The organism is Sphingomonas sp. (assembly GCF_023266535.1).
Taxonomy (GTDB): domain Bacteria; phylum Pseudomonadota; class Alphaproteobacteria; order Sphingomonadales; family Sphingomonadaceae; genus Sphingomicrobium.
Map to the genome: position 1 here is coordinate 23058 of NZ_JAHFPY010000010.1, position 21762 is coordinate 44819.

At 63.7% G+C, this 21762-nt stretch carries 27 protein-coding genes; 6 read left to right on the forward strand and 21 right to left on the reverse strand.

What is annotated here, in order from left to right:
- Nucleotides 1-330: a hypothetical protein gene (locus Q0C64_RS02645; protein WP_294120631.1), complete on the reverse strand. Its 330-nt coding sequence runs from the start codon at nucleotides 328-330 to the stop codon at nucleotides 1-3.
- Nucleotides 331-559: 229 nt separating this feature from the next.
- Here Q0C64_RS02645 and Q0C64_RS02650 point away from each other — a divergent pair, with 229 nt between their 5' ends.
- On the forward strand, nucleotides 560-835 hold the full coding sequence (locus Q0C64_RS02650) for a DUF2892 domain-containing protein (protein WP_294120632.1): 276 nt from the start codon (nucleotides 560-562) through the stop codon (nucleotides 833-835).
- 179 nt (nucleotides 836-1014) lie between these two features.
- Complete coding sequence (locus tag Q0C64_RS02655) at nucleotides 1015-1266, forward strand: DUF2892 domain-containing protein (protein WP_294120633.1); 252 nt, start codon at nucleotides 1015-1017, stop codon at nucleotides 1264-1266.
- Nucleotides 1267-1587: 321 nt separating this feature from the next.
- Here the strand turns inward: Q0C64_RS02655 and Q0C64_RS02660 are convergent, their stop codons facing one another.
- Nucleotides 1588-2076: a hypothetical protein gene (locus tag Q0C64_RS02660; protein WP_294120634.1), complete on the reverse strand. Its 489-nt coding sequence runs from the start codon at nucleotides 2074-2076 to the stop codon at nucleotides 1588-1590.
- Nucleotides 2077-2239: 163 nt separating this feature from the next.
- On the opposite strand from Q0C64_RS02660, the gene Q0C64_RS02665 reads away from it, so the two are divergent.
- Nucleotides 2240-2911 carry a hypothetical protein gene (locus tag Q0C64_RS02665; protein WP_294120635.1) on the forward strand — a complete coding sequence of 224 codons (672 nt, stop codon included), beginning with the start codon at nucleotides 2240-2242 and terminating at the stop codon, nucleotides 2909-2911.
- Between the two features lie 33 nt (nucleotides 2912-2944).
- On the opposite strand, the gene Q0C64_RS02670 is transcribed toward Q0C64_RS02665, so the two are convergent.
- Nucleotides 2945-3613 (reverse strand): topoisomerase DNA-binding C4 zinc finger domain-containing protein, encoded by a 669-nt coding sequence (locus tag Q0C64_RS02670; protein WP_294120637.1) that lies wholly within the window; start codon nucleotides 3611-3613, stop codon nucleotides 2945-2947.
- 83 nt (nucleotides 3614-3696) lie between these two features.
- Here Q0C64_RS02670 and Q0C64_RS02675 point away from each other — a divergent pair, with 83 nt between their 5' ends.
- Entirely contained in the window at nucleotides 3697-4035 is a 339-nt protein-coding gene (locus Q0C64_RS02675; RefSeq protein ID WP_294120639.1) for a hypothetical protein, read from the forward strand.
- Nucleotides 4036-4091: 56 nt separating this feature from the next.
- Here Q0C64_RS02675 and Q0C64_RS02680 read toward each other — a convergent pair whose 3' ends face one another.
- The 5 genes from Q0C64_RS02680 to truB form a co-directional block, all read right to left on the reverse strand.
- Nucleotides 4092-4487 carry a hypothetical protein gene (locus Q0C64_RS02680; RefSeq protein ID WP_294120640.1) on the reverse strand — a complete coding sequence of 132 codons (396 nt, stop codon included), beginning with the start codon at nucleotides 4485-4487 and terminating at the stop codon, nucleotides 4092-4094.
- A 216-nt stretch (nucleotides 4488-4703) separates the two neighbouring features.
- Nucleotides 4704-5570: a hypothetical protein gene (locus tag Q0C64_RS02685; protein ID WP_294120642.1), complete on the reverse strand. Its 867-nt coding sequence runs from the start codon at nucleotides 5568-5570 to the stop codon at nucleotides 4704-4706.
- Between the two features lie 186 nt (nucleotides 5571-5756).
- Nucleotides 5757-8129, reverse strand: coding sequence for a polyribonucleotide nucleotidyltransferase (gene pnp / locus Q0C64_RS02690; protein WP_294120643.1), 2373 nt, complete (start codon nucleotides 8127-8129; stop codon nucleotides 5757-5759).
- 159 nt (nucleotides 8130-8288) lie between these two features.
- Nucleotides 8289-8558 (reverse strand): 30S ribosomal protein S15, encoded by a 270-nt coding sequence (gene rpsO / locus Q0C64_RS02695; protein WP_294120644.1) that lies wholly within the window; start codon nucleotides 8556-8558, stop codon nucleotides 8289-8291.
- A gap of 19 nt (nucleotides 8559-8577) precedes the next feature.
- A complete protein-coding gene (gene truB, locus Q0C64_RS02700) occupies nucleotides 8578-9579 on the reverse strand; it encodes a tRNA pseudouridine(55) synthase TruB (protein ID WP_294120645.1) in 1002 nt (333 codons plus the stop codon).
- Nucleotides 9580-9667: 88 nt separating this feature from the next.
- Here truB and Q0C64_RS02705 point away from each other — a divergent pair, with 88 nt between their 5' ends.
- Entirely contained in the window at nucleotides 9668-10642 is a 975-nt protein-coding gene (locus tag Q0C64_RS02705; protein WP_294120646.1) for a hypothetical protein, read from the forward strand.
- 39 nt (nucleotides 10643-10681) lie between these two features.
- Here the strand turns inward: Q0C64_RS02705 and Q0C64_RS02710 are convergent, their stop codons facing one another.
- The 11 genes from Q0C64_RS02710 to rimP form a co-directional block, all read right to left on the reverse strand.
- A complete protein-coding gene (locus Q0C64_RS02710) occupies nucleotides 10682-11296 on the reverse strand; it encodes a thymidine kinase (RefSeq protein WP_294120648.1) in 615 nt (204 codons plus the stop codon).
- Between the two features lie 3 nt (nucleotides 11297-11299).
- On the reverse strand, nucleotides 11300-12076 hold the full coding sequence (locus Q0C64_RS02715; protein WP_294120650.1) for a hypothetical protein: 777 nt from the start codon (nucleotides 12074-12076) through the stop codon (nucleotides 11300-11302).
- Entirely contained in the window at nucleotides 12076-12480 is a 405-nt protein-coding gene (locus tag Q0C64_RS02720) for a hypothetical protein (protein WP_294120651.1), read from the reverse strand. Before Q0C64_RS02720 ends, Q0C64_RS02715 begins: the two co-directional genes overlap by 1 nt.
- Before the next feature lie 37 nt (nucleotides 12481-12517).
- Entirely contained in the window at nucleotides 12518-13189 is a 672-nt protein-coding gene (locus Q0C64_RS02725) for a site-2 protease family protein (RefSeq protein ID WP_294120652.1), read from the reverse strand.
- A 1-nt stretch (nucleotide 13190) separates the two neighbouring features.
- Complete coding sequence (locus tag Q0C64_RS02730) at nucleotides 13191-13730, reverse strand: hypothetical protein (RefSeq protein ID WP_294120653.1); 540 nt, start codon at nucleotides 13728-13730, stop codon at nucleotides 13191-13193.
- Complete coding sequence (locus tag Q0C64_RS02735; RefSeq protein WP_294120654.1) at nucleotides 13718-14230, reverse strand: GNAT family protein; 513 nt, start codon at nucleotides 14228-14230, stop codon at nucleotides 13718-13720. Before Q0C64_RS02735 ends, Q0C64_RS02730 begins: the two co-directional genes overlap by 13 nt.
- A gap of 85 nt (nucleotides 14231-14315) precedes the next feature.
- Nucleotides 14316-14708 (reverse strand): 30S ribosome-binding factor RbfA, encoded by a 393-nt coding sequence (rbfA, locus tag Q0C64_RS02740; protein WP_294120655.1) that lies wholly within the window; start codon nucleotides 14706-14708, stop codon nucleotides 14316-14318.
- 141 nt (nucleotides 14709-14849) lie between these two features.
- Complete coding sequence (gene infB, locus Q0C64_RS02745; RefSeq protein WP_294120656.1) at nucleotides 14850-17366, reverse strand: translation initiation factor IF-2; 2517 nt, start codon at nucleotides 17364-17366, stop codon at nucleotides 14850-14852.
- Entirely contained in the window at nucleotides 17363-18061 is a 699-nt protein-coding gene (locus Q0C64_RS02750) for a DUF448 domain-containing protein (protein WP_294120657.1), read from the reverse strand. Before Q0C64_RS02750 ends, infB begins: the two co-directional genes overlap by 4 nt.
- Nucleotides 18042-19679, reverse strand: a complete 1638-nt coding sequence (nusA, locus tag Q0C64_RS02755; RefSeq protein WP_294120658.1) for a transcription termination factor NusA — start codon at nucleotides 19677-19679, stop codon at nucleotides 18042-18044. The genes Q0C64_RS02750 and nusA overlap by 20 nt, the downstream gene beginning before the upstream one ends.
- 5 nt (nucleotides 19680-19684) lie before the next feature.
- A complete protein-coding gene (rimP, locus tag Q0C64_RS02760) occupies nucleotides 19685-20221 on the reverse strand; it encodes a ribosome maturation protein RimP (RefSeq protein WP_294120659.1) in 537 nt (178 codons plus the stop codon).
- Nucleotides 20222-20464: 243 nt separating this feature from the next.
- On the opposite strand from rimP, the gene Q0C64_RS02765 reads away from it, so the two are divergent.
- Nucleotides 20465-20869 (forward strand): hypothetical protein, encoded by a 405-nt coding sequence (locus Q0C64_RS02765; protein ID WP_294120660.1) that lies wholly within the window; start codon nucleotides 20465-20467, stop codon nucleotides 20867-20869.
- Here the strand turns inward: Q0C64_RS02765 and Q0C64_RS02770 are convergent.
- The gene (locus Q0C64_RS02770; protein WP_294120662.1) at nucleotides 20866-21354 is read right to left on the reverse strand and encodes an isoprenylcysteine carboxylmethyltransferase family protein; all 489 of its coding nucleotides are present in this window, start codon (nucleotides 21352-21354) and stop codon (nucleotides 20866-20868) included. The two genes, Q0C64_RS02765 and Q0C64_RS02770, sit on opposite strands and share 4 nt — an antisense overlap.
- Nucleotides 21351-21762: 3-oxoacyl-[acyl-carrier-protein] synthase III C-terminal domain-containing protein (locus Q0C64_RS02775; RefSeq protein ID WP_294120663.1), on the reverse strand; the 412-nt coding region annotated here is incomplete at its 5' end. The genes Q0C64_RS02775 and Q0C64_RS02770, both read right to left, overlap by 4 nt.

Genomic DNA, 21762 nt, shown 5'->3' on the forward strand with positions numbered 1-21762 from the left:
TCAGGCGAGGCGGGGAGGGGGAGTAGGCAGTTCGGCCAAATAGCTGATGTGGTCCTGGTCCGACGCCGGCCGCGCGCGCGACGGATGATATTGGACAATCCCGGGCTCCCCGGAGGGAACCACCACCGCGATGCACATCGCCGCGCAGCAGTTCTTGTCCGCGGCCTTGTGATGGCGGTCCGGCTGGGACTGCTGGTCGCAATGCGCCGACTTGGCCATTTGCCCGTGATGGGAGGCCGGAGCAGCCGCTTCCGCCATCGCCGTAAGCCCAAGCGGTGCGAGGGTCATCGCGACCAAGAGCAGCAGGGCCAGGAGGCGGCGGAACAGCATCGCCCTGGCTATGCCCGCTTACTCCGAGCTTGGCAACGCGGTTACCCTATCCTACAGCAGCCGTTAGCCCAGCGTTTACCGCAATTTTCGGCCACTCGTGGATTTGCCCAGTTGGCCCGAAACGCGCTAATAGGCAATCGACGCGACGGCCGTTGTGATGACCGCCTGCGCCGCATAAGCCGGCGTCGTCCAGAAACCAGGCGCCCGGCCCAAGTGGAGGAGCGTCTTCATGCTCAAAAATGTTGGCAATATCGACCGCGTGGCGAGGCTCATGGCGGCCGCGTTCCTGTTCTTCCTCGTCTGGACTCCGGGGGTGGTGCTGTCGGCGAATGCCAGGACGGACTGGTACCTGCATTGGGTGCTGCTCATCGCGGGAGCCTATCTGGCCTTGACCGCGATCTTCGGCTCCTGCCTGGTCTATCGGATACTGGATGTTGACAGCCACGTTCATGGTGGCACTTATCACAGCGGTGAAGACCCGTTTGACGGGAGAGCAGGGAATTAACGGGCGGTAGCGCAGGGCAGCGCGACCGCGACAAGACGAAACAGGGGTTCATCAGCCGCAACGGCGCCATGCCTGGTGCATGGCGATCGGCCGAGGGCAAGTTTCGGTCAGGCCAGCGCTGCAAGAGGGCGGCGCCGACCGGGCCAAGGTGTCGGTTCCAAGTGGAGGGAGCGTCTTTCATGGTGAAGAATCTGAGTGCTGGCGATCGTGTGGCTCGCCTGGTCGTCGCGGCCGCGTTGGCGTGGATGGCGTATGATGGCGTGTTCGAGGGCACGGTCGGCTATATCGCCTATGCCATCGCTGCCTATCTGCTGCTGAGCGCGCTCATCAGCCATTGCATTTTCTACAAGATGCTCGACTTCAACAGCAAGGAACAGGGCGGGACTTACCATGCGGGTGAGGATCCGTTCGATGGCAGAGGGGGCGACTGAGGGCCCGAGCGTAAGGCAGGCCGTCACGGAGTGAATCCGTGACGTCAGTCGTGTCCCGCTGCGCGGGCACGCTGGCCGGCCCTCGCGGTCTCTTCGACACAGGCTCCCGTTTGCGTTGCAAACGCTCCCCTGTGCTTGGGCGCTCGGGCTTAAATTCATTATCTGCATGGGCATCGCGACCATTTTTGTGAAGTTAGCGGGTTAGAGCCGCCTGATCCGCGGCTCGCGCTCAGGCTTCGCCAGCCGCTCCATTTCCAGCCGGTCGAGGATCGCCTGATGCTCGGCCCAGATCTGGTCGCGCTTGCGCTGCTGCTCTTCCTGCTACCGGTCCATCTCGGCGAAGTCCTGGCGGAGCTTGCGGCGCGAGACGGCGGTGCGGCGGTAATCGTCGATGTCCTTCGACTGGCCGTTCAACAGGGCGATGGCCAGCGCGTCGGACTGGCGATGCTCGACCCGCACCAGCTTGCCGCGGCGCCAGACCGGCACAAACGCCCCGCCCAGCGCCCGCTGCAGCGCATCGGCGCGGACCCGCTCGGTCCCCTCGTCGATCGCCTGGTCCCAGGCTTCAGCGAAGCTGTCGGCCCCGGGCGCGTCGAGCAGCGCATAGGCGCTGCGCGGGCTCATCCCCACCGCGCGGGCGGAGCGGGCTATGCTGCCGCAGCGCGACAAAGCGAAGATGAACGCCCGCTGCCGCCCCTCCGACCAGCCGCGCCGCCGGGCGCGGAGGCGCGGGACGGGGGTGAATTGAATATGTTGGGTCTGTTCGAATTCGGTTTCGAACTCGAGCCAGTTGAAGGGGGCCGTGCGCATCGACCAGCATAAGCCACAAAATGGGGGCTGTAGGACAGACTTTTCGAGCGCCACGATAATCTGGACAGAGCCGAGCGTCGTGGAAATCGACACCGTTGTCTCTTTTGTCCCCCCGCGTAACTGTGCCAAAATCAGGTGGCGAGGCTTTGGAGGCGGGGCTACTATGAGGAGGCTTTCGGATACTTTCGCAAGCGTCGGCTACATCTCGACGATAGCGTTGCTGTGCGGTTCCCCGGCAGCAGCCAAGCCGGTGCCATCTACATTCAGCATTGCCGGTGTTCACATTGGACAGAAACCCGCTGATGTCCTGAGCGCTCTAAGACGTGAGGGGTATCGCATCGCAAAAGTATCGCAGTCCGACTCGTTCCGGCAGCGATTGTCCGACGCTCGAAATGCGGAGCTACGCCAGCCTTACGACAAAGCTAGGGCCACGGATGTCGGCAATGTAATCGCGGCGCAGGCCGATCAGCGCATCCGGGTAAACTTCGACGATGATGCGACAGGTTCACGGGTCGTGTCGGCGATTTACTATGAAGCGTCGTCTGTGGTCCATCCCTTCGATCGCGTCCGGGCAACAATGATTGGCCGCTACGGGCAGCCAGAAGCCGAGGATGGCACTGGTCCCGTTTGGTGCGTCAACGATGCGCCAGACGTTTGCAAGGCTCATGGGGTGCTGGGCGACCGGCTGAAAGTAGGGCATGACCACCGTGGCTTCGATCATTCGGCTGAACTCACTACGATTGAGCTGGTGGCGGGTATCGATAGCTCGAAGTCATGGCAGGATGGTTTTCGCGCTGCGCTGGCACGACTGCTGAAATCGAGAGATGCATTCTGACTTGGTACGTGGATGCGCGCCGGTTCGATCTACTCAAGACGAAGACCGAGCATACCGGCACTTCGGAAACTCAGAGCATCCGTAGAAGGTCCCAAACCTGCCCGAGCGCTGGACCAAATGTCCATTGCAGCCCTCCTGCGGACAGGGGCGCTCAGTCCGGGCAAATAGCTCTGATTGAGGCGACGGTCTGTCGCTTTCCTTAGCTTTCTTGCGATAAATCTGATTCTTGAATCTGCCAGGGTGGATATTGTCGTCTCGTGCCCAAATCCCCCTTCGGTTTCGTTGGGCGTCTTCGAGAGCATCAAAGTAGTGTTCCGGAGGACAATAGCGTTCCAGGAGCCATGCCCAGCCGTTGAGAATCATCTCAAGCTCAATGTTCCGCCAGCCGTGTGGATCACTCCAGAGGTAAGGCACAGCAACGATGCGCCGGTGGCGGTCTACCATTCCGCCCGTGTCCATTTTGATCAGCAAGCCGAGGTTTAGCCACTGGCCACTGATCTGCTGGTCGAGGAAGGCTCTGGCCTCTTCCCCTCCGTGCTGCTGCATTTCCGGCGCATCGATGAAACCGCATCGAACGGAAATCTCGACCTCCGTCCCTTGGAGAGGGAAGGGCGCCCGGGCCAGAAAGCCGTCACCATCAAATACCCTCAGCACTTGGGCTCGCAGCGTGTCGCAGTCCGGTTCCTCGAAGGCGAACAGCATGGTCCTCCTTTCCTTAGTCTAGGCCCTGCTATCGCTGTTGACAAAGTGTGAACCGAGCGGACAGTAAAACGACGGGGGATTCAATGACATCATATTTATTGTTCGCTGTCGCGATGCTCGTACAAGTGATTGCCGGTCGCACTGAACTGATTGCTATGCGCGGCTACATCAGGGATAGGCGGGGGATTATTGGCAATTTGATCAGTATCGGTTCAGGAATCTGTTTCTTTGCACTTGTTATTTGGGGTTTCGCTTCGCTTCCTTGGTACACTGCGCTGCTTACGATGTTAGGTTCGGCAATAGCCTGTGGGTTCATCGTTGGTCGGCAGTCATTTGTATTCTGGTATGGAGCGCGAACATTGGTTGACCTCGTGTCATTGGCGCTGACCGTATTTCTTTGGAAAAGTTATTGGCCGTTCTAAGAAAAAAGCGGCCACGGATCGCTCCGGGGCCTATGTTGTTTTTGGCCGAATGATCGCTACCGGATCGAATTGACCGAGGCCCGTAGCCTCTCGATTTCCTCGGTCAGCGTCCGATACCATTCGTCTAGCTCGTCGCGTGACATGACGCGGGCGTTCAAGTGTCGTTCCGGGTGTGGAACCTGCCACACGCTAATGGGCGTTCCTCCCCGACTGGCGGCGACGATATGAGCGTGCGCAACGAGGTTGCGGGACGCAATAAGCGACTTGGGGTCGACGCGTGCCAGCTGGTCGGCGGTAAGCCGTCCGACCTTCTGGCTGAACATCTTCGGGGCGTCCGGGCCGAGAGCCGCCGAAAGCTCGATCTCGAGCGCACAAAAGGCTTGAAGCAAATCTGCACGCTTTATGCGGCATGCTTCTGCCAGCGAGAGACCAACTTTCACGGGGGCGTTCATCGCGTCCTGCTAGCGAAACATGATTAATAAAAAGGCCCCGGAGTGATCCGGGACCTTTTTGTTGGTTTAGGCTGAGAGCCGGACTACCCGGCGCGGAGTGAATCCGCGCCGTCGGTCCTGTCCCGCTACGCGGGCAGGCCGTCCGGGTCGCAACGTCTCTCCGGTAACGTCAGGATCGCTTGCGCAATCCTTACGTTACCGTCGGCGTTACTCCCGTCACTTCGGCGGTAAAACCTCCAGCGACCCAGGTTCCGCGATATTCACGCCCCCGAAGACCAGCAGGCCCGAGGAGAAATCGATCAGGCTATAATCATTATATTTGCCGAGATCGTAGCCCTTCATCTTGAACGGCTTGCCGACGAAGGGGAGATTGCCCTTGACGGTGATCCGCGTCGCCTTGTCGCGGGTATAGGGCTGGGCACGGTCCTGCAGCATCACGCGGATGGCCGTATCCAGCTCCGCCGTCAGCAGAGCCTTCAGCTCCGCTCCGCCGTTCTCGGCCAGGCCGCCTGGCCCGGACAGCGGCAGCGCCTTGCCTTCGCAGCAGAAATATTTTTCCGCCTTGGGCGATTGGTCGGCCGCGGTGTAGAGCTTGGTCTTCAGCACGATGTAGGGCCGAACCTCGTTCTCACCCTGGAACGTGATCACGATGTAGGGCGAGACATTGAGAATGTTGTCCGCTGCCTGCTGCGTGAAACGCTGCCCGAACGTCCCGTCCGCCAATATGGCCCCGGTCAGCTCGGTCGCCTTGGCCGTCGCGTCGAAGCGCAGATTATCCTCCACGTTCTGCACCCTGGCCGTGCCGCCCGAGGCGTTGGCCGAGCTCTGGATCGCCATGCCGACAACGCCGAACAGCAAGCCGATGCCACCGCCCTTCTGGTGCCCCGAGACGACGACGTTGCTATCCGGGATGCGATGGACGCCGAGCGGCATGTCGTTCATCCGGCTCACCCCTTCGTCCGCATAGACGATCCTGGTGGGCGACGGAGCCTGAGCCGGCGCGTCTCCTGTTTCAGGTGCCGCCGCCGCCGGTGCCGCCAGTATGGACGCGCCCGCGATCACCGCGAGCATGACTTTACGCATTATTCCTCCCCCTGTTTGAAGCAGCGACACCTTGGCGAGCGGATTGATAAAAGAAAAGGCCCCGGATTGCTCCGGGGCCTTTGTTGTTTTTCGTGTGGGTGGGGTCGGCGAACCGGCCCCTCCACCATCCCGGATTAGTTCCGGGATGGTCCCCCTCCCCGAGCAAGCTCGGGGAGGAGCTAAAGGTTAGTCTTCCTCACTACCACCAAGGAAGGCCGGCATGTGGTCCGGCTCACGCTCGGGGCGGTCGCCGCCCTCACGCTCGCGACGCGGGCCACGATCGCCACGGTCTCCGCGATCGCCACGGGGACCACGGTCACGATCCCCGCCTTCACGGCGCGGACCCCGGTCACGGTCGCCATGGTCACGGCGCGGGCCGCGATCACGACCTCCGCCGCCATCGCGACGCGGGCCGCGGTCACCACGATCGCCGCGCGGTTCGCGAGGCGGGCGGGTGTCTTCCAGCTCGGCGCCGGTTTCCTGGTCGACCAGGCGCATCGACAGGCGGACCTTGCCGCGCTGGTCGACTTCCATCAGCTTGACCTTGACCTCCTGGCCCTCGGTGAGGACGTCGCGGACGTTCTCGACCCGCTCGTTCTTGATCTCGCTGACGTGGACCAGCCCGTCCTTGCCGGGCATGAAGGTCACGAACGCGCCGAAATCGACGATGCTGGCGACCTTGCCGGTGTAGATGGTGCCGGGCTCGGGCTCGGCGACGATGCCGTGGATCCACTGGCGCGCGGCCTCGATCTGGGTGAGGTCGGACGAGCTGATCTTGATCAGGCCCTCGTCGTCGATGTCGACCTTGGCGCCGGTGGTGGCGACGATCTCGCGGATCACCTTGCCGCCGGTGCCGATCACTTCGCGGATCTTGTCCTTGGCGATCTGCATCGTCTCGATCCGCGGCGCGTGGGCCGACAGCTCTTCACGGGTGTGGTCGAGCGCCTTGGCCATTTCGCCGAGGATGTGGGCGCGGCCTTCCTTGGCCTGGGCCAGGGCGACCTTCATCACTTCCTCGGTGATGCCGGCGACCTTGATGTCCATCTGCAGGCTGGTGACGCCTTCCGACGTGCCGGCGACCTTGAAATCCATGTCGCCGAGGTGGTCCTCGTCGCCGAGGATATCGGAGAGGACGGCAAAGTCCTTGCCTTCGAGGATCAGGCCCATGGCGATGCCGGCAACCGGGCGCGCCAGCGGCACGCCGGCGTCCATCATCGCGAGGCTGCCGCCGCAGACGGTGGCCATCGACGAAGAGCCGTTGCTCTCGGTGATGTCGGAAAGAACGCGGATCGTATAGGGGAACTCCTCCGCGCTCGGCAGCATCGGGTGAAGCGCGCGCCAGGCGAGCTTGCCGTGACCGGTGTCGCGGCGCGACGGGGCGCCGAAGCGGCCGACTTCGCCGACCGAGTAGGGCGGGAAGTTATAGTGGACCATGAAGCGCGAGTAGGAGAGGCCCTCCAGCCCGTCGATCATCTGCTCGGCGTCCTTGGTGCCGAGCGTGGTGGTGACGATCGCCTGGGTCTCGCCGCGGGTGAACAGCGACGAGCCATGGGTGCGCGGCAGGAAGCCGACGATCGCCTCGATCGGGCGGACCGTCTTGGTGTCGCGGCCGTCGATGCGGCGGCCTTCCTTGAGGATCGCGGTGCGGACGATGTCCGCCTCGAGGCTCTTGACCGCCTTGGAAGCAGCCATCTGCTCCTGCGGATCGGCTTCGGCGAAGGCTTCCTTGGCCTTCTCGCGCATTTCGTTGAGGGCGGCCGAGCGCGCGGACTTGTCGGTCAGCTTGTAGGCCGCCTCGATGTCCTTGCCGACCAGCTTCTTGAGCTTGTCCTTGGCGGCGGTCTTGGCGTCGCCGGTGGCGAGCTCCCACGGGTCCTTGGCGGCCTTCTCGGCGAGCGAGATGATCGCGTTGCAGACCTTCTGCGAGGCGGCGTGGGCGAACATGACGGCGCCGAGCATGACGTCTTCCGACAGCTCCTTGGCTTCGGATTCGACCATCATCACGGCGTTGGGCGTGCCGGCGACGACCAGGTCGAGCTGGCCTTCCTTGACTTGCTCCTGGGTCGGGTTGAGGATGTATTCGCCGTCGATATAGCCGACGCGGGCGGCGCCGATCGGGCCCATGAAGGGGACGCCGGAGATGGTCAGGGCAGCCGACGCGGCGATCATCGCCAGGATGTCGGGCTCGTTCTCGCCGTCGTAGGAGAGGACCTGCGCGATCACCAGCACTTCATTGTAGAAGCCCTCGGGGAACAGCGGGCGGATCGGGCGGTCGATCAGGCGGCTGGTCAGCGTTTCCTTTTCGGTGGCGCCGCGCTCGCGCTTGAAGAAGCCGCCCGGGATGCGCCCGGCGGCCGAGAATTTTTCCTGATAGTGGACGGTCAGCGGGAAGAAGTCCTGGCCCGGCTTGACTAACTTGGCGGCGGTGACCGCGCAAAGGACGACGGTTTCGCCGAGGGTCGCCAGCACGGCGCCGTCGGCCTGACGGGCAACGCGGCCCGTTTCGAGCTTGAGGGTCTTGCCGCCGAGCTCGATTTCTACGGTTTTGATATCAAACATATTATTTCCTTAACCCCGCGGGCCAGATGCCGGCGGGACAGCTAGCGCAGACAAAGCCGGTCTGCGAGCGGTGTGGGGCCTGAAATTGCCCCGAAGGCCTGCCGCCGAAATGCGGTGAGGCCCCAAAAAGCGAAGGGCGCCGCGCGGGCGCCCTTGGGGTTACTTGCGGAGACCAAGCTTGGTGATCAGATCACTGTAGCGCCCGGTATCCTCGCGCTTCAAATAATCGAGCAGCGAGCGGCGCTTGTTGACCAGCATCAGCAGGCCGCGGCGTGAATGGTTGTCCTTCGCGTGGGTCTTGAAATGCTCGGTCAGGTTGGTGATGCGCTCGGTCAGGATCGCGACCTGCACTTCGGGCGAACCGGTATCGTCCGCCTGGCGGGCGTTGTCCTTGATGATCTGCTGCTTCTTCTCAGCGGTAATCGACATCAATGCACTCCTTGTTCTTCTAAAGGTTGAACCCGCGCACGACCCGAAGGTCGCCGTCCAGGACTTCGACCAGCGCGACCGGCGTTCCGCCGTCTGTCGCGAGATGAAGCCCCGACGTTGCCGGGATCCCGAAAAGCGGCTGTCCGTGGCGGAGCAGCTTGGCTTGTTCGGGGGTGACGGGGAGGCCCGGGATGTCGTCCAGACCCGCCTCAAGCGGGAGAACCGTCCTCGTCAGTGCGCGCCCCTTAGCGATTTCCGCCAGATTGTCCAGCGATATCGCCTGTTTGAGGGTGAAGGGGCCGGCCCTGGTCCGCCTCAACATGGTGACATGACCGACGCTGTTCAATGCATGGGCGATGTCGCGGGCAAGGCTGCGGATGTAGGTGCCCTTGGACACGGTGGCGGAGAGGGTAATCTCGCAAAGTCGCTCATACTTGCCCGCTGACAGGGCTGAATTTCGCTCGCGCAACGATCGAACGAAGGCGCCGATGTTGCTATCATCCAGCAAAGGCTCATGCTCTTCGCTTCGCACCGGCACGCCATTATACCAGGCATAGAGGCGGTGAATGGTTACAGCCCGGCTTTTCAGCGCTACCTCCTCGCCCGCCCGAGCGAGGTCGTAGGCCCGCTTCCCGTCGACCTTGAGGGCCGAGAAGGCCGGCGGCACTTGCTCGATCGGGCCGGTGAAGCGCGGCAGCGCGGCCTCGACCTCGGCAAATCGCGGTCGCACGTCGGACGTCGCGATTACCTGGCCCTCGAGGTCGAGCGTGTCGGTTTCCTCGCCGAAGCGGATGGTGAAGTCGTAAGCCTTGGTCGCGTCGAGCATCCGGCCGGCGAGCTTGGTTGCCTCGCCGAGCGCGATCGGCAGCACGCCCGAAGCGAGCGGATCGAGCGTCCCGCCATGGCCGACCTTGGTCTTGGGCTCGCCGGCTTCGCGGAGGGCGCGCTTGACCGCGCCAACGGCCTGGGTCGAGCCCATGCCGACCGGCTTGTCGAGGATGATCCAGCCGCTGATCGTCATGGCCGGCGCGATAGACAAGGCTATGGCCTTTGACCATAACTCCGCTGGACGTGTCCAAACTCCTCCGTGCCAATTCCGACGTGCCGCAATGACCGGAAAGCGCGTGACCAAGACCGAGCAAATCACGCGGCTGGCCAAGCGTGAATATCTGCCGATGGTTGCGACCATCGCCATGTGGGCGGTGTTCGTGGCGGCGATCGGCCATGCCGACACCGCCCGCCTGCTGGCGGCGGTCACCATGATGCGGGCCGCGCAGATGCTGACCAAGCTGGCGACGCCGCTGGTGCTCAAGCGACGGCTGCATGCCGCGAAGGAAATCCGGCGCCAGGCCAAGCGCGCGGCGCTTTTGATGCAGGCCGGGGCGTTCACCGTTTCGGTGCTGCTGGTGGCGCTGCTGGCGCTGGCGATGGACATGATCGGTCAGCAAAAAATCGCCGCGTTCATCCCCTTTGTCGCGATCGGCATGCCGGCGCGCTACCTGCGTTTCGCCGATGTCCGCACCGCATCGCCCTATTACCGGCTGGCGCTGGCCGTAAGCGGGCTGGTGCTGGTTTCCCTAGGCTGGGCCGCGGGCTGGCATGCGGCGGCGCTCGGCCTGGCCTTCGGCGCTCGCGAGTGGGCGGCCTTCGCCGTCCTGCGCTGGTGGCCGCGCGCGTCGAAGGAGCCGAATACGCCGGTCAACGAGCCGCTGCATTTCCCCGAAGTCGCGCGGACCACCGCGATCGTCGGCCGCCGGATGCTCACCTACCGCCTGACCAAGTCGCTGCTCGCGCCGTTCGGGCCGATCGGCAATATCGCCGCGCGTACCGGCAGGGGCCTCAAGCTGCATTCGAAGCTGGAGCCCTATATTCCCCATCATTTTGGCGGCTTCCTGCTGTTCAGCCTGGTGACCTTCGGGATCGCCATCTTCCTGGCGCTGCGCAGCGGCGAACCGGCGGCGATGATCGGCGCGGCGGGCCTGGCGCAGATCAGCGCGGCCAGCACCAATGTGCTGCTGCTTTGGCGATATCTGCCGTCGCGCGACAATGAGGCGGTCGAGGATGACGACGACGATGATGAGTAGCGCAGGATCGTCCGGGGGACGATCCGAGCAACTCATGGACTAGCGCGGAATGGCCAGGCTTAGCTGGCGCGCTTCGCTTTCCCGCAATCGCTCGAAGAAATGGCGGCGGCACAGCGCGATATAGCGGTCGTTGCCGCCGATCTCGGTCTGCGCGCCGGCCACGACCGCATGGCCGTCCTCGTCGACGCGAAGGTTCATGGTTGCCTTGCGGCCGCACTCGCACACCGCCTTCAATTCGGTCAGTGAGTCCGCCAGCGCCAACAGCGCCGCCGAGCCGGGGAAGAGGTTGGCCTGGAAGTCGGTGCGGAGGCCATAGCACAGCACCGGGATCTTGAGCTCGTCGGTGATCCGGCACAGTTGCAGCACCTGGTCGCGCGCCAGGAATTGCGCCTCGTCGACCAGGATGCAGTCGAGCTTGCGCCTGATCAGCTCGCGCACCACCGCGTCAAACAGGTTGGTGTCGTCCGAATAGCGGTTGGCCTCGGTTTCCAGCCCGATGCGCGAGCCGATCACGCCCGCACCCTGGCGATGATCGAGGTTGGCCGTCCACAGCATCGTCGCCATGCCGCGCTCGCGGTAATTGAAGTCGGCCTGCAGCAGGGTGGTCGATTTCCCGGCGTTCATCGCCGCATAGTAGAAATAGAGCTTGGCCATCCGTTAGCTGTTTCCCGGGCGGAACTCGTAGTAAGGACCATCGCTCGGCAATTCCGCAGGCCCTTCCGATTTATCGATCCGAATGGATCCGGAAACGATGGCGCCGGTTTCGGCGTCCGAGATCATGTAGAAGGATTTCCACTGCTTTTCGGGCGGAATCTCACCCTCATGGTCGAGCCCAACACAAGCATCTGGCCTCGTTGTAAATAGCCATGCGATCTTTCGGCCATCGCGGGACCAGCCGTAAGCGAGGCCGGTAGCCCAATCCCAATCCGGATTTGGCAAGCAAGGTGAGATGCGCCGTGCTTGCTTCAATCCTTCCAGTGTCATCGCAGGGCGCTGCGCGACTGTGCCTCGAGTGATTTCATACACTTCGGGTCGGTCCAAGAACGATCCGACATGATGATTTACGAAGAACCAATTTGGTCGCGGCGACCAGTGGAGATCGAATGGCATCCCGTCGTTGAGGCCAGGCACGCTCCCCACCTTTGTTCCGTCACTTGCGAGAATGTGGACCTCGTAAGCCTCTTCCGGACCGATGGCCGGTGTCTGGACAAGCGTCCAACGTTTGTCCGGGGAGATCGACGTCTGCGGACAGGTCGAAATGAACTGGACACCACCATCCGGGTTTACGCCGATATGCTTACAATCGTCATCCAGCGCGCCGGTTGCCCTATGCCATACGGCGTTAGATCCCTGTCCTTGTGGTTCGTCGGACTTGGCAGCATTACAGCTCGCCAGCGCCAAGCTTGAAATTGCGTAAAGGTAAATCCTCGCCATCAGGGACAGGCGCCCCCCTTGGGCGCAACCTTGAAATCGCTGAGGCGGACGGCATCCGCCTTTTGCGGCCAGGATTCGAACGACAGCCGGCCGTCTGGCGGCAGCGCGCAGCTGCGCGCCGCGACCGGATTGTCAGTGCCGAGCAGCTCTGCCCGGTAGGTGAAGGCGATCGGATTGTTGCTGACGATGGTCATGGTCGTGCCGAGCAGGCTTCGGACCGTAACCTGGATCTGGCCCGAAGCGGGCCTGGCATCGGCACTGGCCTTGCGCGCGTGAACCGGCTGGCCGCGAAACAGGCTGAACTGCCACGTCTCACCGGTCTTGATCGTCAGGGCGGCGGGCTTGGCTGCTCCAACGGGCGTGGCCGCGATCAGCAGCGCAAGTCCAATCAGGCGGATCGACATTGGGCCACTGTATTCGGCTGCACCGGTTAATCCAGCCTTACCCCACCGAATTGGGCAGCAGCGCGCGGATGTTCCAGTTGACCGGCGGGTCGATTAGCTTGGCCACGACGTTCGCGCTGGGGAACATCTTCGGGACGACCAGCAGCAGGATAATCAGCAGCAGGAAGCCGTATCGGCCAAGCTTGCGGTAGTGAACCGCAAGGCTTCGCGGCAGCAGGCCTTCGACGACGTGGCCGCCGTCGAACGGCGGCATCGGGATCAGGTTGAAGACGGCAAGGAAGACATTGATCGCCATGAAATTGAGCAAATTCTGGCTGATGAACTGCCAGAGCTCGCCCGTGGGGTTGAACGCCGCCAGCACCGCGATCGCCAGCGCCGCCACAACCGCCAGCAGCAGATTCATGCCCGGGCCGGCCAGCGCTACCAGCATCATATGATAACGCGGGTTGCGCAGGCGGCTCGCGACGACCGGCACCGGCTTGGCCCAGCCGAAAATCGGAGCGCCGCTCAACGCCAGGATCATCGGGAGGATGACTGTTCCAACCGGATCGACATGCTTGATCGGGTTGAAGGTCAAGCGCCCGCGCTGCCTGGCCGTCGGATCGCCAAGCATGTTCGCGACCCAGCCGTGCGAGACTTCGTGGAAAACGATCGCAATGACGAGCGGGACGATCCAGGACGCAGCGTTCAGCAGCAGGCTGTCGGTCAATCTACATTCGCTCCTTGCTCGTCACGCCCTGGGTCGCCGGGCGATGGCGCTTCATCGAGCTAAGATTCTCCACAAAAGTCCAATCGCTGCCATTTCGTTGAAATGTGAGGTCGTACACATCCTGGCATTGCGGCCCGCATTCTCGAAAGGATGACACGCCCGCAAATCGAGATTGGTGGCCCGCTCCATCCTTCGCGTCAAAATAGTAGGGATCGAAGAAATGCAGTGACGAACTGCAATTCATTGCCCCGTTCGCAACTATCCAGCCCCGGAGAACGTCGCTTGGCAACTGGTCGAACTTCTCCGATGGAAGCAGAGGGCCGTCCGCCTTCGCCTCATCAATGAATTCTTTCGCGACATCCCGAACCAAGCATGTCGAAGCGTCTAGATTGAACTTGGTTCGCAAGACTGACGCGGCGCGCAAAAATACGCGTTCGGATTCAGCCCGGGAGATAGGTTGCTGGGTGGCGGTGTCGAGCTGCTGGCATGCGGCAGTGCACAATATCGATGTGGCCATTAGTGCTCGTTTCATCGAGGCCATTCTTCCTTGAGGATCGAAAAGAGCACCGTGTCGCGGACATGGCCGGTCCAGGTGATGCGGTCGGCGCGCATCACGCCTTCGCGCGTGGCGCCGAGCTTGGTCATGGCCGCCTGGCTGCGCTTGTTGCGTTCGTCGACGCGGAATTCGACCCGGCGGAAGCCGCAGTCGAAGGCGCGGCGCAGCATCATCTCCTTGACTCGCCGGTTGAAGCCGGTGCCGCGCAGGGGCGGACGGTAATAGGTGCCACCGATTTCCAGCACGCCGCGGCCTTCGTCGATGCCGAGATAGGAGGACATGCCGGCGAACTCTTCGCCTTCGAACAGGACGAAGGTGCGGTTGCGAGGCGTTGAGCGGTACAGGGCGATGCTGTCGTCGAACCCGTCAGTCCCAAAATTATTGGCGTAAATCTGCCAGATTTCGCTGTCCTCGGCGCAGGCAGCCTTGAGCGCGTCGTGCCATGCATCGGTGTAAAGCTCGGCCTGGCAGCCATCGCCGGTCATGGGCGTTCCCAACTCGTCATTCCCGTGAAAACGGGAACCTAGATTTTTTTCTCTGGCTGGGTCCCCGCTTCCGCGGGGATGACGATCAATGGTCATCCAAATCCTGCGCGACATGGTCGGACCGCAGCAGCCGGTCGATGTGACTGCCCTCGTCGAAACTCTCGTCGGCGATGAACTTCAGCTTGGCGGCGTATTTCATGCGGACCCGGTGGGCGACCTCGCGCTGCAAATAAGCGGTGTTCTGACGCAGCGCCTTGAGCACCGCTTCCTCATCCTGGCCGAGCAGCGGCTTCACGAAGATCGTCGCGTGGCGGAGGTCGGGCGACATACGGACCTCGGTGATCGACACGAGGTGGCTGGCGAGCGTGTCGTCGTGCACGTCCCCGCGCTGGAGGATTTCGCTCAGCACATGGCGCACCTGCTCGCCGACGCGAAGCAGGCGGACGCTGCGGCCTTCGGGGGTTTCCTTGGTACGCATCAGCTACACTCTACCAGCGGGCCGGCGCGGAGTGAATCCGCGCCGTCGGTCCTGTCGAGCTGCGCTCGCAGGCCGTCCGCCGTTCGCCGTCTCTCGACGTAACGACGCTCGCTGCGCTCCGCTTTCGTTACGCTCGGCGGCTCAGAGCGTGCGGGCACGCTCTTCCACTTCGAACACTTCGAGATTGTCGCCCGGCTTGATGTCGTTGGTGTCGGCCAGCAGCACGCCGCACTCCATGCCGGCGTTGACCTCCTTCACGTCGTCCTTGAAGCGGCGCAGCGACGAGATGGTCGTTTTGCTGACGATGACATCTTCGCGAGTAAGGCGCGCATGCAGGCCCTTCTTGATGATGCCTTCGAGCACCAGCAGGCCGGCAGCCTTGTCCTTCTTGCCCGCCGGGAAGACCTCCTTGACCTCGGCGCGCCCGACCACCATTTCGATGATCTCCGGACCGAGTTCGCCGGCCATCGCACCCTTCACCCAGTCGGTGAGGTGGTAGATGACGTCGTAGTAGCGTAGCTCGACTTTGTTGCGCTCGGCGGTTTCGCGCGCCTTGGCGTTGGGACGGACATTGAAGCCGATGATCGGCGCGCCGGTCGAGGCAGCCAGCGTGACATCGCTTTCTGTAATCGCGCCGACGCCCGAATGGAGCACGCGGACCTTGATCTCGTCGGTCGAGATTTTGTTGACCGCATTGACGATCGCTTCGACCGAGCCCTGCACGTCGGCCTTGACCACCATCGGGAATTCGATGGTCGTCGAAGCGCGGTTGGCGAACATATTCTCGAGGCTGACCGGCGCCGAGGTGGTGCGCCGCTTGTCGAGCACCGACTGGCGATAGGCGGCGACTTCGCGGGCGCGCGCCTCGTTCTCGACCACGGTAAGCTGGTCGCCGGCCGACGGCACGGCGCCGAGGCCGAGCACCTCGACCGGGAAGGACGGCGGGGCCTCCTTAACCTGGCGGCCATGATCGTCGATCATCGCCCGGACCTTGCCCGAGGCGGCGCCGACAACGATCACGTCACCGACGCGGAGCGTGCCGCGCTGGACCAGCACGGTCGCCAACGGGCCACGGCCCTTGTCGAGCTTGGCCTCGACCACCGTGGCTTCGGCCGGACGGTCGGGATTGGCCTTCAGCTCGAGGATTTCGGCCTGGAGGTTGATTGCTTCCAAGAGGCCGTCGAGGTTGGTCTTCTGCAGCGCGGAGACTTCGACGTCCTGGACGTCGCCGCCCATCTGCTCGACGATAATTTCGTGCTGCAGCAGCTCCTCACGGACCTTCTGCGGGTTGGCGCCGGGCTTGTCGATCTTGTTGATCGCCACGATCATCGGCACGCCGGCCGCCTTGGTGTGGTTGATCGCCTCGATCGTCTGCGGCTTCAATCCGTCATCGGCCGCCACCACCAGAACGACGATGTCGGTGACGTTGGCGCCGCGGGCGCGCATCTCGGTGAAGGCTTCGTGGCCCGGCGTATCGAGGAAGGTGATCTTCGACTTGTCCTTCATCGCGACCTGATAGGCGCCGATATGCTGGGTGATGCCGCCGGCCTCGCCGGAGACGACATTGGCACCGCGAATGGCGTCGAGCAGCGACGTCTTGCCATGGTCGACGTGACCCATGATCGTCACCACCGGCGGGCGCGGCTGCAGCGTGTCTTCCGCGTCGACATCGGCTTCGGTCTGGATGTCGACATCGGATTCGGACACGCGGTTGATGCGATGGCCGAACTCGACGATGAGCAGCTCGGCCGTGTCCTGGTCGATGGTCTCGGTAATGGTCACCGGGGTGCCCATCTTGAACAGCGCCTTGACCAAATCGGCGCCGCGCTCGCCCATGCGCTTGGCGAGTTCCTGGACGGTGATCGCCTCGGGCACATCGACGTCGCGATATTGCTTCTGGGCCGGGCCGACTTCCTGATGGTGGCGCTTTTCCTTTTCGCGGGCGCGGCGAAGGGCAGCCAGCGAGCGGGCGCGGCTGTCGTCTTCGCCCGACAGCGCGCGGCTGACGGTCAGCTTGCCGGCGTGGCGACGCTCGTCGACCCGGCCGCGATTGGCGCCCGGATGAGCCGGGCGGGCAGGCTTGACGGCATGGCCGGGGGCCGCGGAGCGGCGGACCTCGCGGTCGTCCTCTTCAGCCTCTTCGCGTGGCGGAGCCGCGGCAGCCGCAGTCGCTTCCTCGGCGGCCAGGCGCTCGGCCTCGGCAGCCTGTTCGACGGCGAGACGCGCAGCTTCCTCTTCGGCGCGGCGATTATCCTCGGCGCGGCGCTTCTCGTCCTCGGTCTGCTCCTGCCTGGAGCGGTCCTCGCGGCGGCGCGCTTCCTCAAGCGAGGTCATGCGGGCCTCTTCGGCCTCGCGCAGCAGACGCTCCTGCATTTCCTTGCGCGCGGTGATGTCGTCGACCGGGCGCTTGGGCGCGGCAGGCTTGGCAGCCGGCGCAGCTGGCTGCGGCGCCGGCGCGGGCGCGGCCGCCTCGGGCTTCGGCTCGGGAGCCGGGGCCTCGCCGGGCTTGCCCAGGATGCGCCGCTTCTTGACCTCGACCACGACGGTGTTCGAGCGGCCATGGCTGAAGCTCTGCTTCACCTTGCCGGTCTCGACCGTGCGCTTCAGGCCCAGCGGTGGCCGGGTGCCGAGCTTGGGCTTATCCGTCTGGTCGGTCATGCGTTTCCTTCGTCTACAAATACATCAGCCGCGCCCGGCCGCGCGGAGTGGCCGCGCTCTAGCCCAGCATCGGGATCAATGAAAGCTTGCCACCGGTTGATGGCGAGAGTGACGCGCCTTGCGGCGGCGGCATCGGTCAGGGCGATATGTACCACATTTTCGCGGCCCAGCGCCATCGACAAGATGGTGCGTCCTTCGGGAAAAACCAGGCCTTGGGCGTCGCCGCCGCCAACCCGCCAGGCCTGATCGAGCGTGCGATTGCCGTCCTCGCCGGCGTCAGCGGCATGGATCAGCAGATGGACCTTGCCGGCACGCGCCGCCTGGTCGATCCGCTCGGCTCCGGTCAGCAGCGTGCCACCGCGAGCCTCTAGCCCAAGCCGGTCAAGCGCCTGTTGGCGCAGCGCGGTCTCGATCCGCTCGCCGAGGTCGGCGGGGACGTCGAGTTCGCTCGTGTTGAAGGCGCGGGCCAGCGCACCCTTGAGCTTGCCCTTGGCGTTGGCCTCGTCGAGGGCCTTGCGGCCGACGCCGATCCACGCCCCGCGACCCGGCGCGCGGGCGCGGACATCGGGCGCGACCTGATTGTCAGGACCGAGGGCAAGCCGGATCAGCTCCTCTCGCGGCGCGGTCCGCCGGGTGAGGATGCAGCTCCGCTCGGGACCGTGAGCGTCTAGCGGATCATTCTGAGGATCCCGCATCGGCGGCCTCCTCAGATTCAGGCTCGTCCTCGAACCAGTGCGCGCGAGCTGCCATGATGATCTCGTTGCCCTGCTCTTCGCTGAGGCCATAGTCGGCCAGCACGCCGGCCTTCTCCTCGGTGCGCTTGGGGGCGGTTTCGGCCCGGCGGCGCGGCTCCTGGCGCTTCTTCTGGATGAGCTCGTCGGTGGCGAGGTCGGCGAGGTCGTCGAGCGTGCGGATATTGGCCTTGCCCAGCGTCACCAGCATCGCTTCGGTGAGGTAGGGCAGCTCGGCCAGCGCATCCTCGACACCGAGCTTGCGGCGCTCTTCGCGGGACGCGGCTTCGCGGCGCTCGAGTGCCTCGGTGGCGCGGCTCTGCAGCTCCGAGGCAATCTCGTCGTCGAGACCCTCGATCGAGGCGATTTCGTCGACCTCGACATAGGCGACTTCCTCGAGGCTGGTGAAACCTTCGGCGACCAGCAGCTGGGCCAGCGTCTCGTCGACGTCGAGCTGTGTCTGGAACAGTTCCGACCGCTCGACGAATTCGCGCTGGCGCTTCTCGGAGGCGTCGGCCTCGGTCAGGATATCGATCTGCGAGTTGGTCAACTGCGAGGCCAAGCGGACGTTCTGGCCGCGGCGGCCAATCGCCAGGCTGAGCTGGTCGTCGGGCACCACCACTTCGATGCGGCTTTCTTCCTCGTCGATCACGACGCGGCTGACGGTTGCCGGCTGGAGCGCGTTGACGACGAAGGTCGCGGTGTCCTCGCTCCACGGAATGATGTCGATCTTCTCGCCCTGCAGCTCCTGGACCACCGCCTGGACGCGGCTGCCCTTCATGCCGACGCAGGCGCCGACCGGGTCGATCGAGCTGTCGTAGCTGATCACGCCAATCTTGGCGCGCGACCCCGGATCGCGAGCAGCGGCCTTGATCTCGATGATGCCGTCGTAAATTTCCGGCACTTCCTGCGCGAACAGCTTCTTCATGAAGTCCGGGTGCGCACGGGAGAGGAAGATTTGCGGGCCACGGGTTTCGGCCGAGACGCGCAGGATCAGCGAGCGGATGCGGTCGCCGACGCGGACCATTTCGCGCGGGATCTGCGCGTCGCGACGGATGACGCCCTCGGCGCGGCCCAGGTCGACCACGACGTGGCCGAACTCGACGCGCTTGACGACGCCGGTGATGACTTCGCCGGCGCGGTCCTTGAATTCCTCATATTGGCGCTCGCGCTCGGCGTCGCGGACCTTCTGGAAGATGACCTGCTTGGCGGCCTGGGCGGCGATGCGGCCGAACTCGATCGGCGGCAGCGGATCGACGATGAAGTCGCCGACAGCGGCGCCGGCCTGGAGCTTCTGGGCGCCCTTGGGGTCGATCTGCTTGAAATGGTCCTCGACCTCCTCGACCACTTCGAGGACCCGCCACAGGCGAAGATCGCCGGTTACGGGATCGAGCTTGGCGCGGATGTCGTTCTCGGCACCGTAGCGGGCGCGGGCGGCGCGCTGGATCGCGTCTTCCATCGCCTCGATGACGATGGCCTTGTCGATCAGTTTCTCGCGCGCGACTGCGTCGGCGATGGCCAGCAGTTCGGCCTTGTTGGCGGTGGCAGCGGCGGGAGCGCCAGATGCTGCTGTCGTGGCCATGTTCTTCAACCTTCCGTCTTGATCAAATCGGCGCCTTCGGTGCTGAGCGGCGCGGTGGCGTTAATAAGCTTGTCGGTCAAGAGCAGCTTGGCCGATGCAATGTTGGCGAAAGCGACCTGCCGCTCGCCCTTGGGCGTGGCGATGCAGATCGTTTCACCGGAAATTCCGTCAATGATCCCGGACACCTGCTTGGCGCCGTCGACCGGCTCGACATATTTGATCCGCGCTTCGTGCCCGGCCCAGTCGGCGAAGTCGGCGCGGCGGGTCAGCGGCCGGTCGATGCCGGGCGAGGAAACTTCCAGCCGGTAACCGCCGTCGATCGGGTCACGGCCAGCCGCTTCCTCGGCATCGAGCAGGTCGCTGAGGCTGCGCGAAATCTCCGCGCAATCGTCGATCGTCAGCTGGCGGGTGTCGGGCCGTTCGGCCATCACCTGCAGCGTCGGGTCCGATGAGCCGCCAATCATCGCCACGCGCACAAGGTCGAAGCCCAATTCCTTGACGGCGGGCTCGATCAGACGAGCGATGGCGGCGGTATCGGTCAAGCGATCTCCAAATTCCAAAACTTCTCGGCGCCGAACCCCTCCGGGCTCAGCCTCAACGCCTTAACGATGTCGAGTAGAGTGGCCGCCATATAGGCGCGGGGCGCCTATTCCGCAAGCGAAGGTTGGCGAGTAGAAGAAGCACAAGATTTGCCTTGAGGAATGCAGATGTTTTTGTTCGCGGCTGCACTCATAAGCCTTCCGGGCAGCGTGGCCGAGGTCGTATCTCCGAGCGGCCGGTACTCAGTGATCAACATCAATCGCGATCAGGCGCCAAATCACGCTCTTTGGATCGAAGATCGCCGAACCAAATTCAAGCGAAAGCTCATGACCTACAACAGGCATGTTGACGTTGGTTGGTCTCCAACCTCCCAGCACATCTTCATCAATGACTATGCTGAGAGCAACGAAGCCGATTGCATTCTGTTTGACGTAAAGGCGCGCCAGATACTCAGCGTTTCGGCACTGTTGAGAGACCAGTTTCAGGCGTGGGGCATTGCCGGAGTGGGTCACCGTTATGTGAGATGCACGACCTGGCAACAGAGCAGTGTTGCGGTCACGATTATGGCCTATGGCACCGCTAAACCATCAGGCTTTGAAAGGCGGATTATTCTCGACCCGCTAACTCGCAGAGTTATCTCAGTTCGTTAGTGGCCAAGGGCGGTGTTCTCGGCCTTGATCCTGACCGTCAAAATCACTGCGTTAAGTAGGGAAAAGATGATGGCGATATCCCACAGGCCGAACACCAGCGGCAGGACCGCGACCTCGCCGATCACCACTAGGTAGTTGGGATGCCGAACGAAGCGGTAGGGGCCGCTCGCCACCAACGCTTCGCCGGGTACGACGATGATCCGCGTGGTCCAGCGGGGGCCGAGCGTCCGGAGCACCCAAACACGGCCCGCCTCGATCAACAGGAACAATAGCAGGAACGGGATATCGATCGGGCGGCCCGGCGCCAGCCACCACAAGGTGATCAGCCAGGCGGCATGGAGGGCGACGATCAGCGGATAATGGCTCGCCCCGACTTCGTGCCCGCCCGCGGCCAACAGCTGTTTCGTGTTGGCCTGGGCCAGCGGCAGTTCGACGAGCCGCTGCAGCGTGACGAAGGCCAGCAGCGCGATCGACGGCCAGATCATGGGCACTCGAGTAGCATCCCGGCGCAGGTGAAGCCGGGGCCGAAGGCGGTCATCAACACAGTCTCGGGAAGACCGCGGGCGATCAGGCGCTCCAGCACGAACAGCACCGTCGGCGCGCTCATATTGCCGCAGTCATTGAGCACGTCGCGCTCCAGGTCGAGTGTTCCGACCGGCAGTTCCAGCGAGCTTTCGATGGCGTCGATGACCTTGACCCCGCCGGGGTGGCAGCAGAAGCGGTCGATCCCGGAGCGGCTACGGCCCATGCCGGCCAGCATGCCGTCGACCGCGTCGGCCAACTCGGCCTCGACAAAGGGCGGAATGGCGCGATCAAACACCACCGCGAAGCCGGGATCTTCGACCCGCCAGCCCATGATGTTCAGCGTATCCGGCCACATCCGCTCGCCCGCG

Excerpts from the sequence above, each read along its gene's own strand:
- Q0C64_RS02645 (WP_294120631.1), bottom strand. The coding sequence starts at position 330 with ATGCTGTTCCGCCGCCTCCTGGCCCTGCTGCTCTTGGTCGCGATGACC.
- Q0C64_RS02650 (WP_294120632.1), top strand. The coding sequence starts at position 560 with ATGCTCAAAAATGTTGGCAATATCGACCGCGTGGCGAGGCTCATGGCG.
- Q0C64_RS02655 (WP_294120633.1), top strand. The coding sequence starts at position 1,015 with ATGGTGAAGAATCTGAGTGCTGGCGATCGTGTGGCTCGCCTGGTCGTC.
- Q0C64_RS02660 (WP_294120634.1), bottom strand. The coding sequence starts at position 2,076 with ATGCGCACGGCCCCCTTCAACTGGCTCGAGTTCGAAACCGAATTCGAA.
- Q0C64_RS02665 (WP_294120635.1), top strand. The coding sequence starts at position 2,240 with ATGAGGAGGCTTTCGGATACTTTCGCAAGCGTCGGCTACATCTCGACG.
- Q0C64_RS02670 (WP_294120637.1), bottom strand. The coding sequence starts at position 3,613 with ATGCTGTTCGCCTTCGAGGAACCGGACTGCGACACGCTGCGAGCCCAA.
- Q0C64_RS02675 (WP_294120639.1), top strand. The coding sequence starts at position 3,697 with ATGACATCATATTTATTGTTCGCTGTCGCGATGCTCGTACAAGTGATT.
- Q0C64_RS02680 (WP_294120640.1), bottom strand. The coding sequence starts at position 4,487 with ATGAACGCCCCCGTGAAAGTTGGTCTCTCGCTGGCAGAAGCATGCCGC.
- Q0C64_RS02685 (WP_294120642.1), bottom strand. The coding sequence starts at position 5,570 with ATGCGTAAAGTCATGCTCGCGGTGATCGCGGGCGCGTCCATACTGGCG.
- pnp (WP_294120643.1), bottom strand. The coding sequence starts at position 8,129 with ATGTTTGATATCAAAACCGTAGAAATCGAGCTCGGCGGCAAGACCCTC.
- rpsO (WP_294120644.1), bottom strand. The coding sequence starts at position 8,558 with ATGTCGATTACCGCTGAGAAGAAGCAGCAGATCATCAAGGACAACGCC.
- truB (WP_294120645.1), bottom strand. The coding sequence starts at position 9,579 with ATGACGATCAGCGGCTGGATCATCCTCGACAAGCCGGTCGGCATGGGC.
- Q0C64_RS02705 (WP_294120646.1), top strand. The coding sequence starts at position 9,668 with ATGACCGGAAAGCGCGTGACCAAGACCGAGCAAATCACGCGGCTGGCC.
- Q0C64_RS02710 (WP_294120648.1), bottom strand. The coding sequence starts at position 11,296 with ATGGCCAAGCTCTATTTCTACTATGCGGCGATGAACGCCGGGAAATCG.
- Q0C64_RS02715 (WP_294120650.1), bottom strand. The coding sequence starts at position 12,076 with ATGGCGAGGATTTACCTTTACGCAATTTCAAGCTTGGCGCTGGCGAGC.
- Q0C64_RS02720 (WP_294120651.1), bottom strand. The coding sequence starts at position 12,480 with ATGTCGATCCGCCTGATTGGACTTGCGCTGCTGATCGCGGCCACGCCC.
- Q0C64_RS02730 (WP_294120653.1), bottom strand. The coding sequence starts at position 13,730 with ATGGCCTCGATGAAACGAGCACTAATGGCCACATCGATATTGTGCACT.
- Q0C64_RS02735 (WP_294120654.1), bottom strand. The coding sequence starts at position 14,230 with ATGACCGGCGATGGCTGCCAGGCCGAGCTTTACACCGATGCATGGCAC.
- rbfA (WP_294120655.1), bottom strand. The coding sequence starts at position 14,708 with ATGCGTACCAAGGAAACCCCCGAAGGCCGCAGCGTCCGCCTGCTTCGC.
- infB (WP_294120656.1), bottom strand. The coding sequence starts at position 17,366 with ATGACCGACCAGACGGATAAGCCCAAGCTCGGCACCCGGCCACCGCTG.
- Q0C64_RS02750 (WP_294120657.1), bottom strand. The coding sequence starts at position 18,061 with ATGCGGGATCCTCAGAATGATCCGCTAGACGCTCACGGTCCCGAGCGG.
- nusA (WP_294120658.1), bottom strand. The coding sequence starts at position 19,679 with ATGGCCACGACAGCAGCATCTGGCGCTCCCGCCGCTGCCACCGCCAAC.
- Q0C64_RS02770 (WP_294120662.1), bottom strand. The coding sequence starts at position 21,354 with ATGATCTGGCCGTCGATCGCGCTGCTGGCCTTCGTCACGCTGCAGCGG.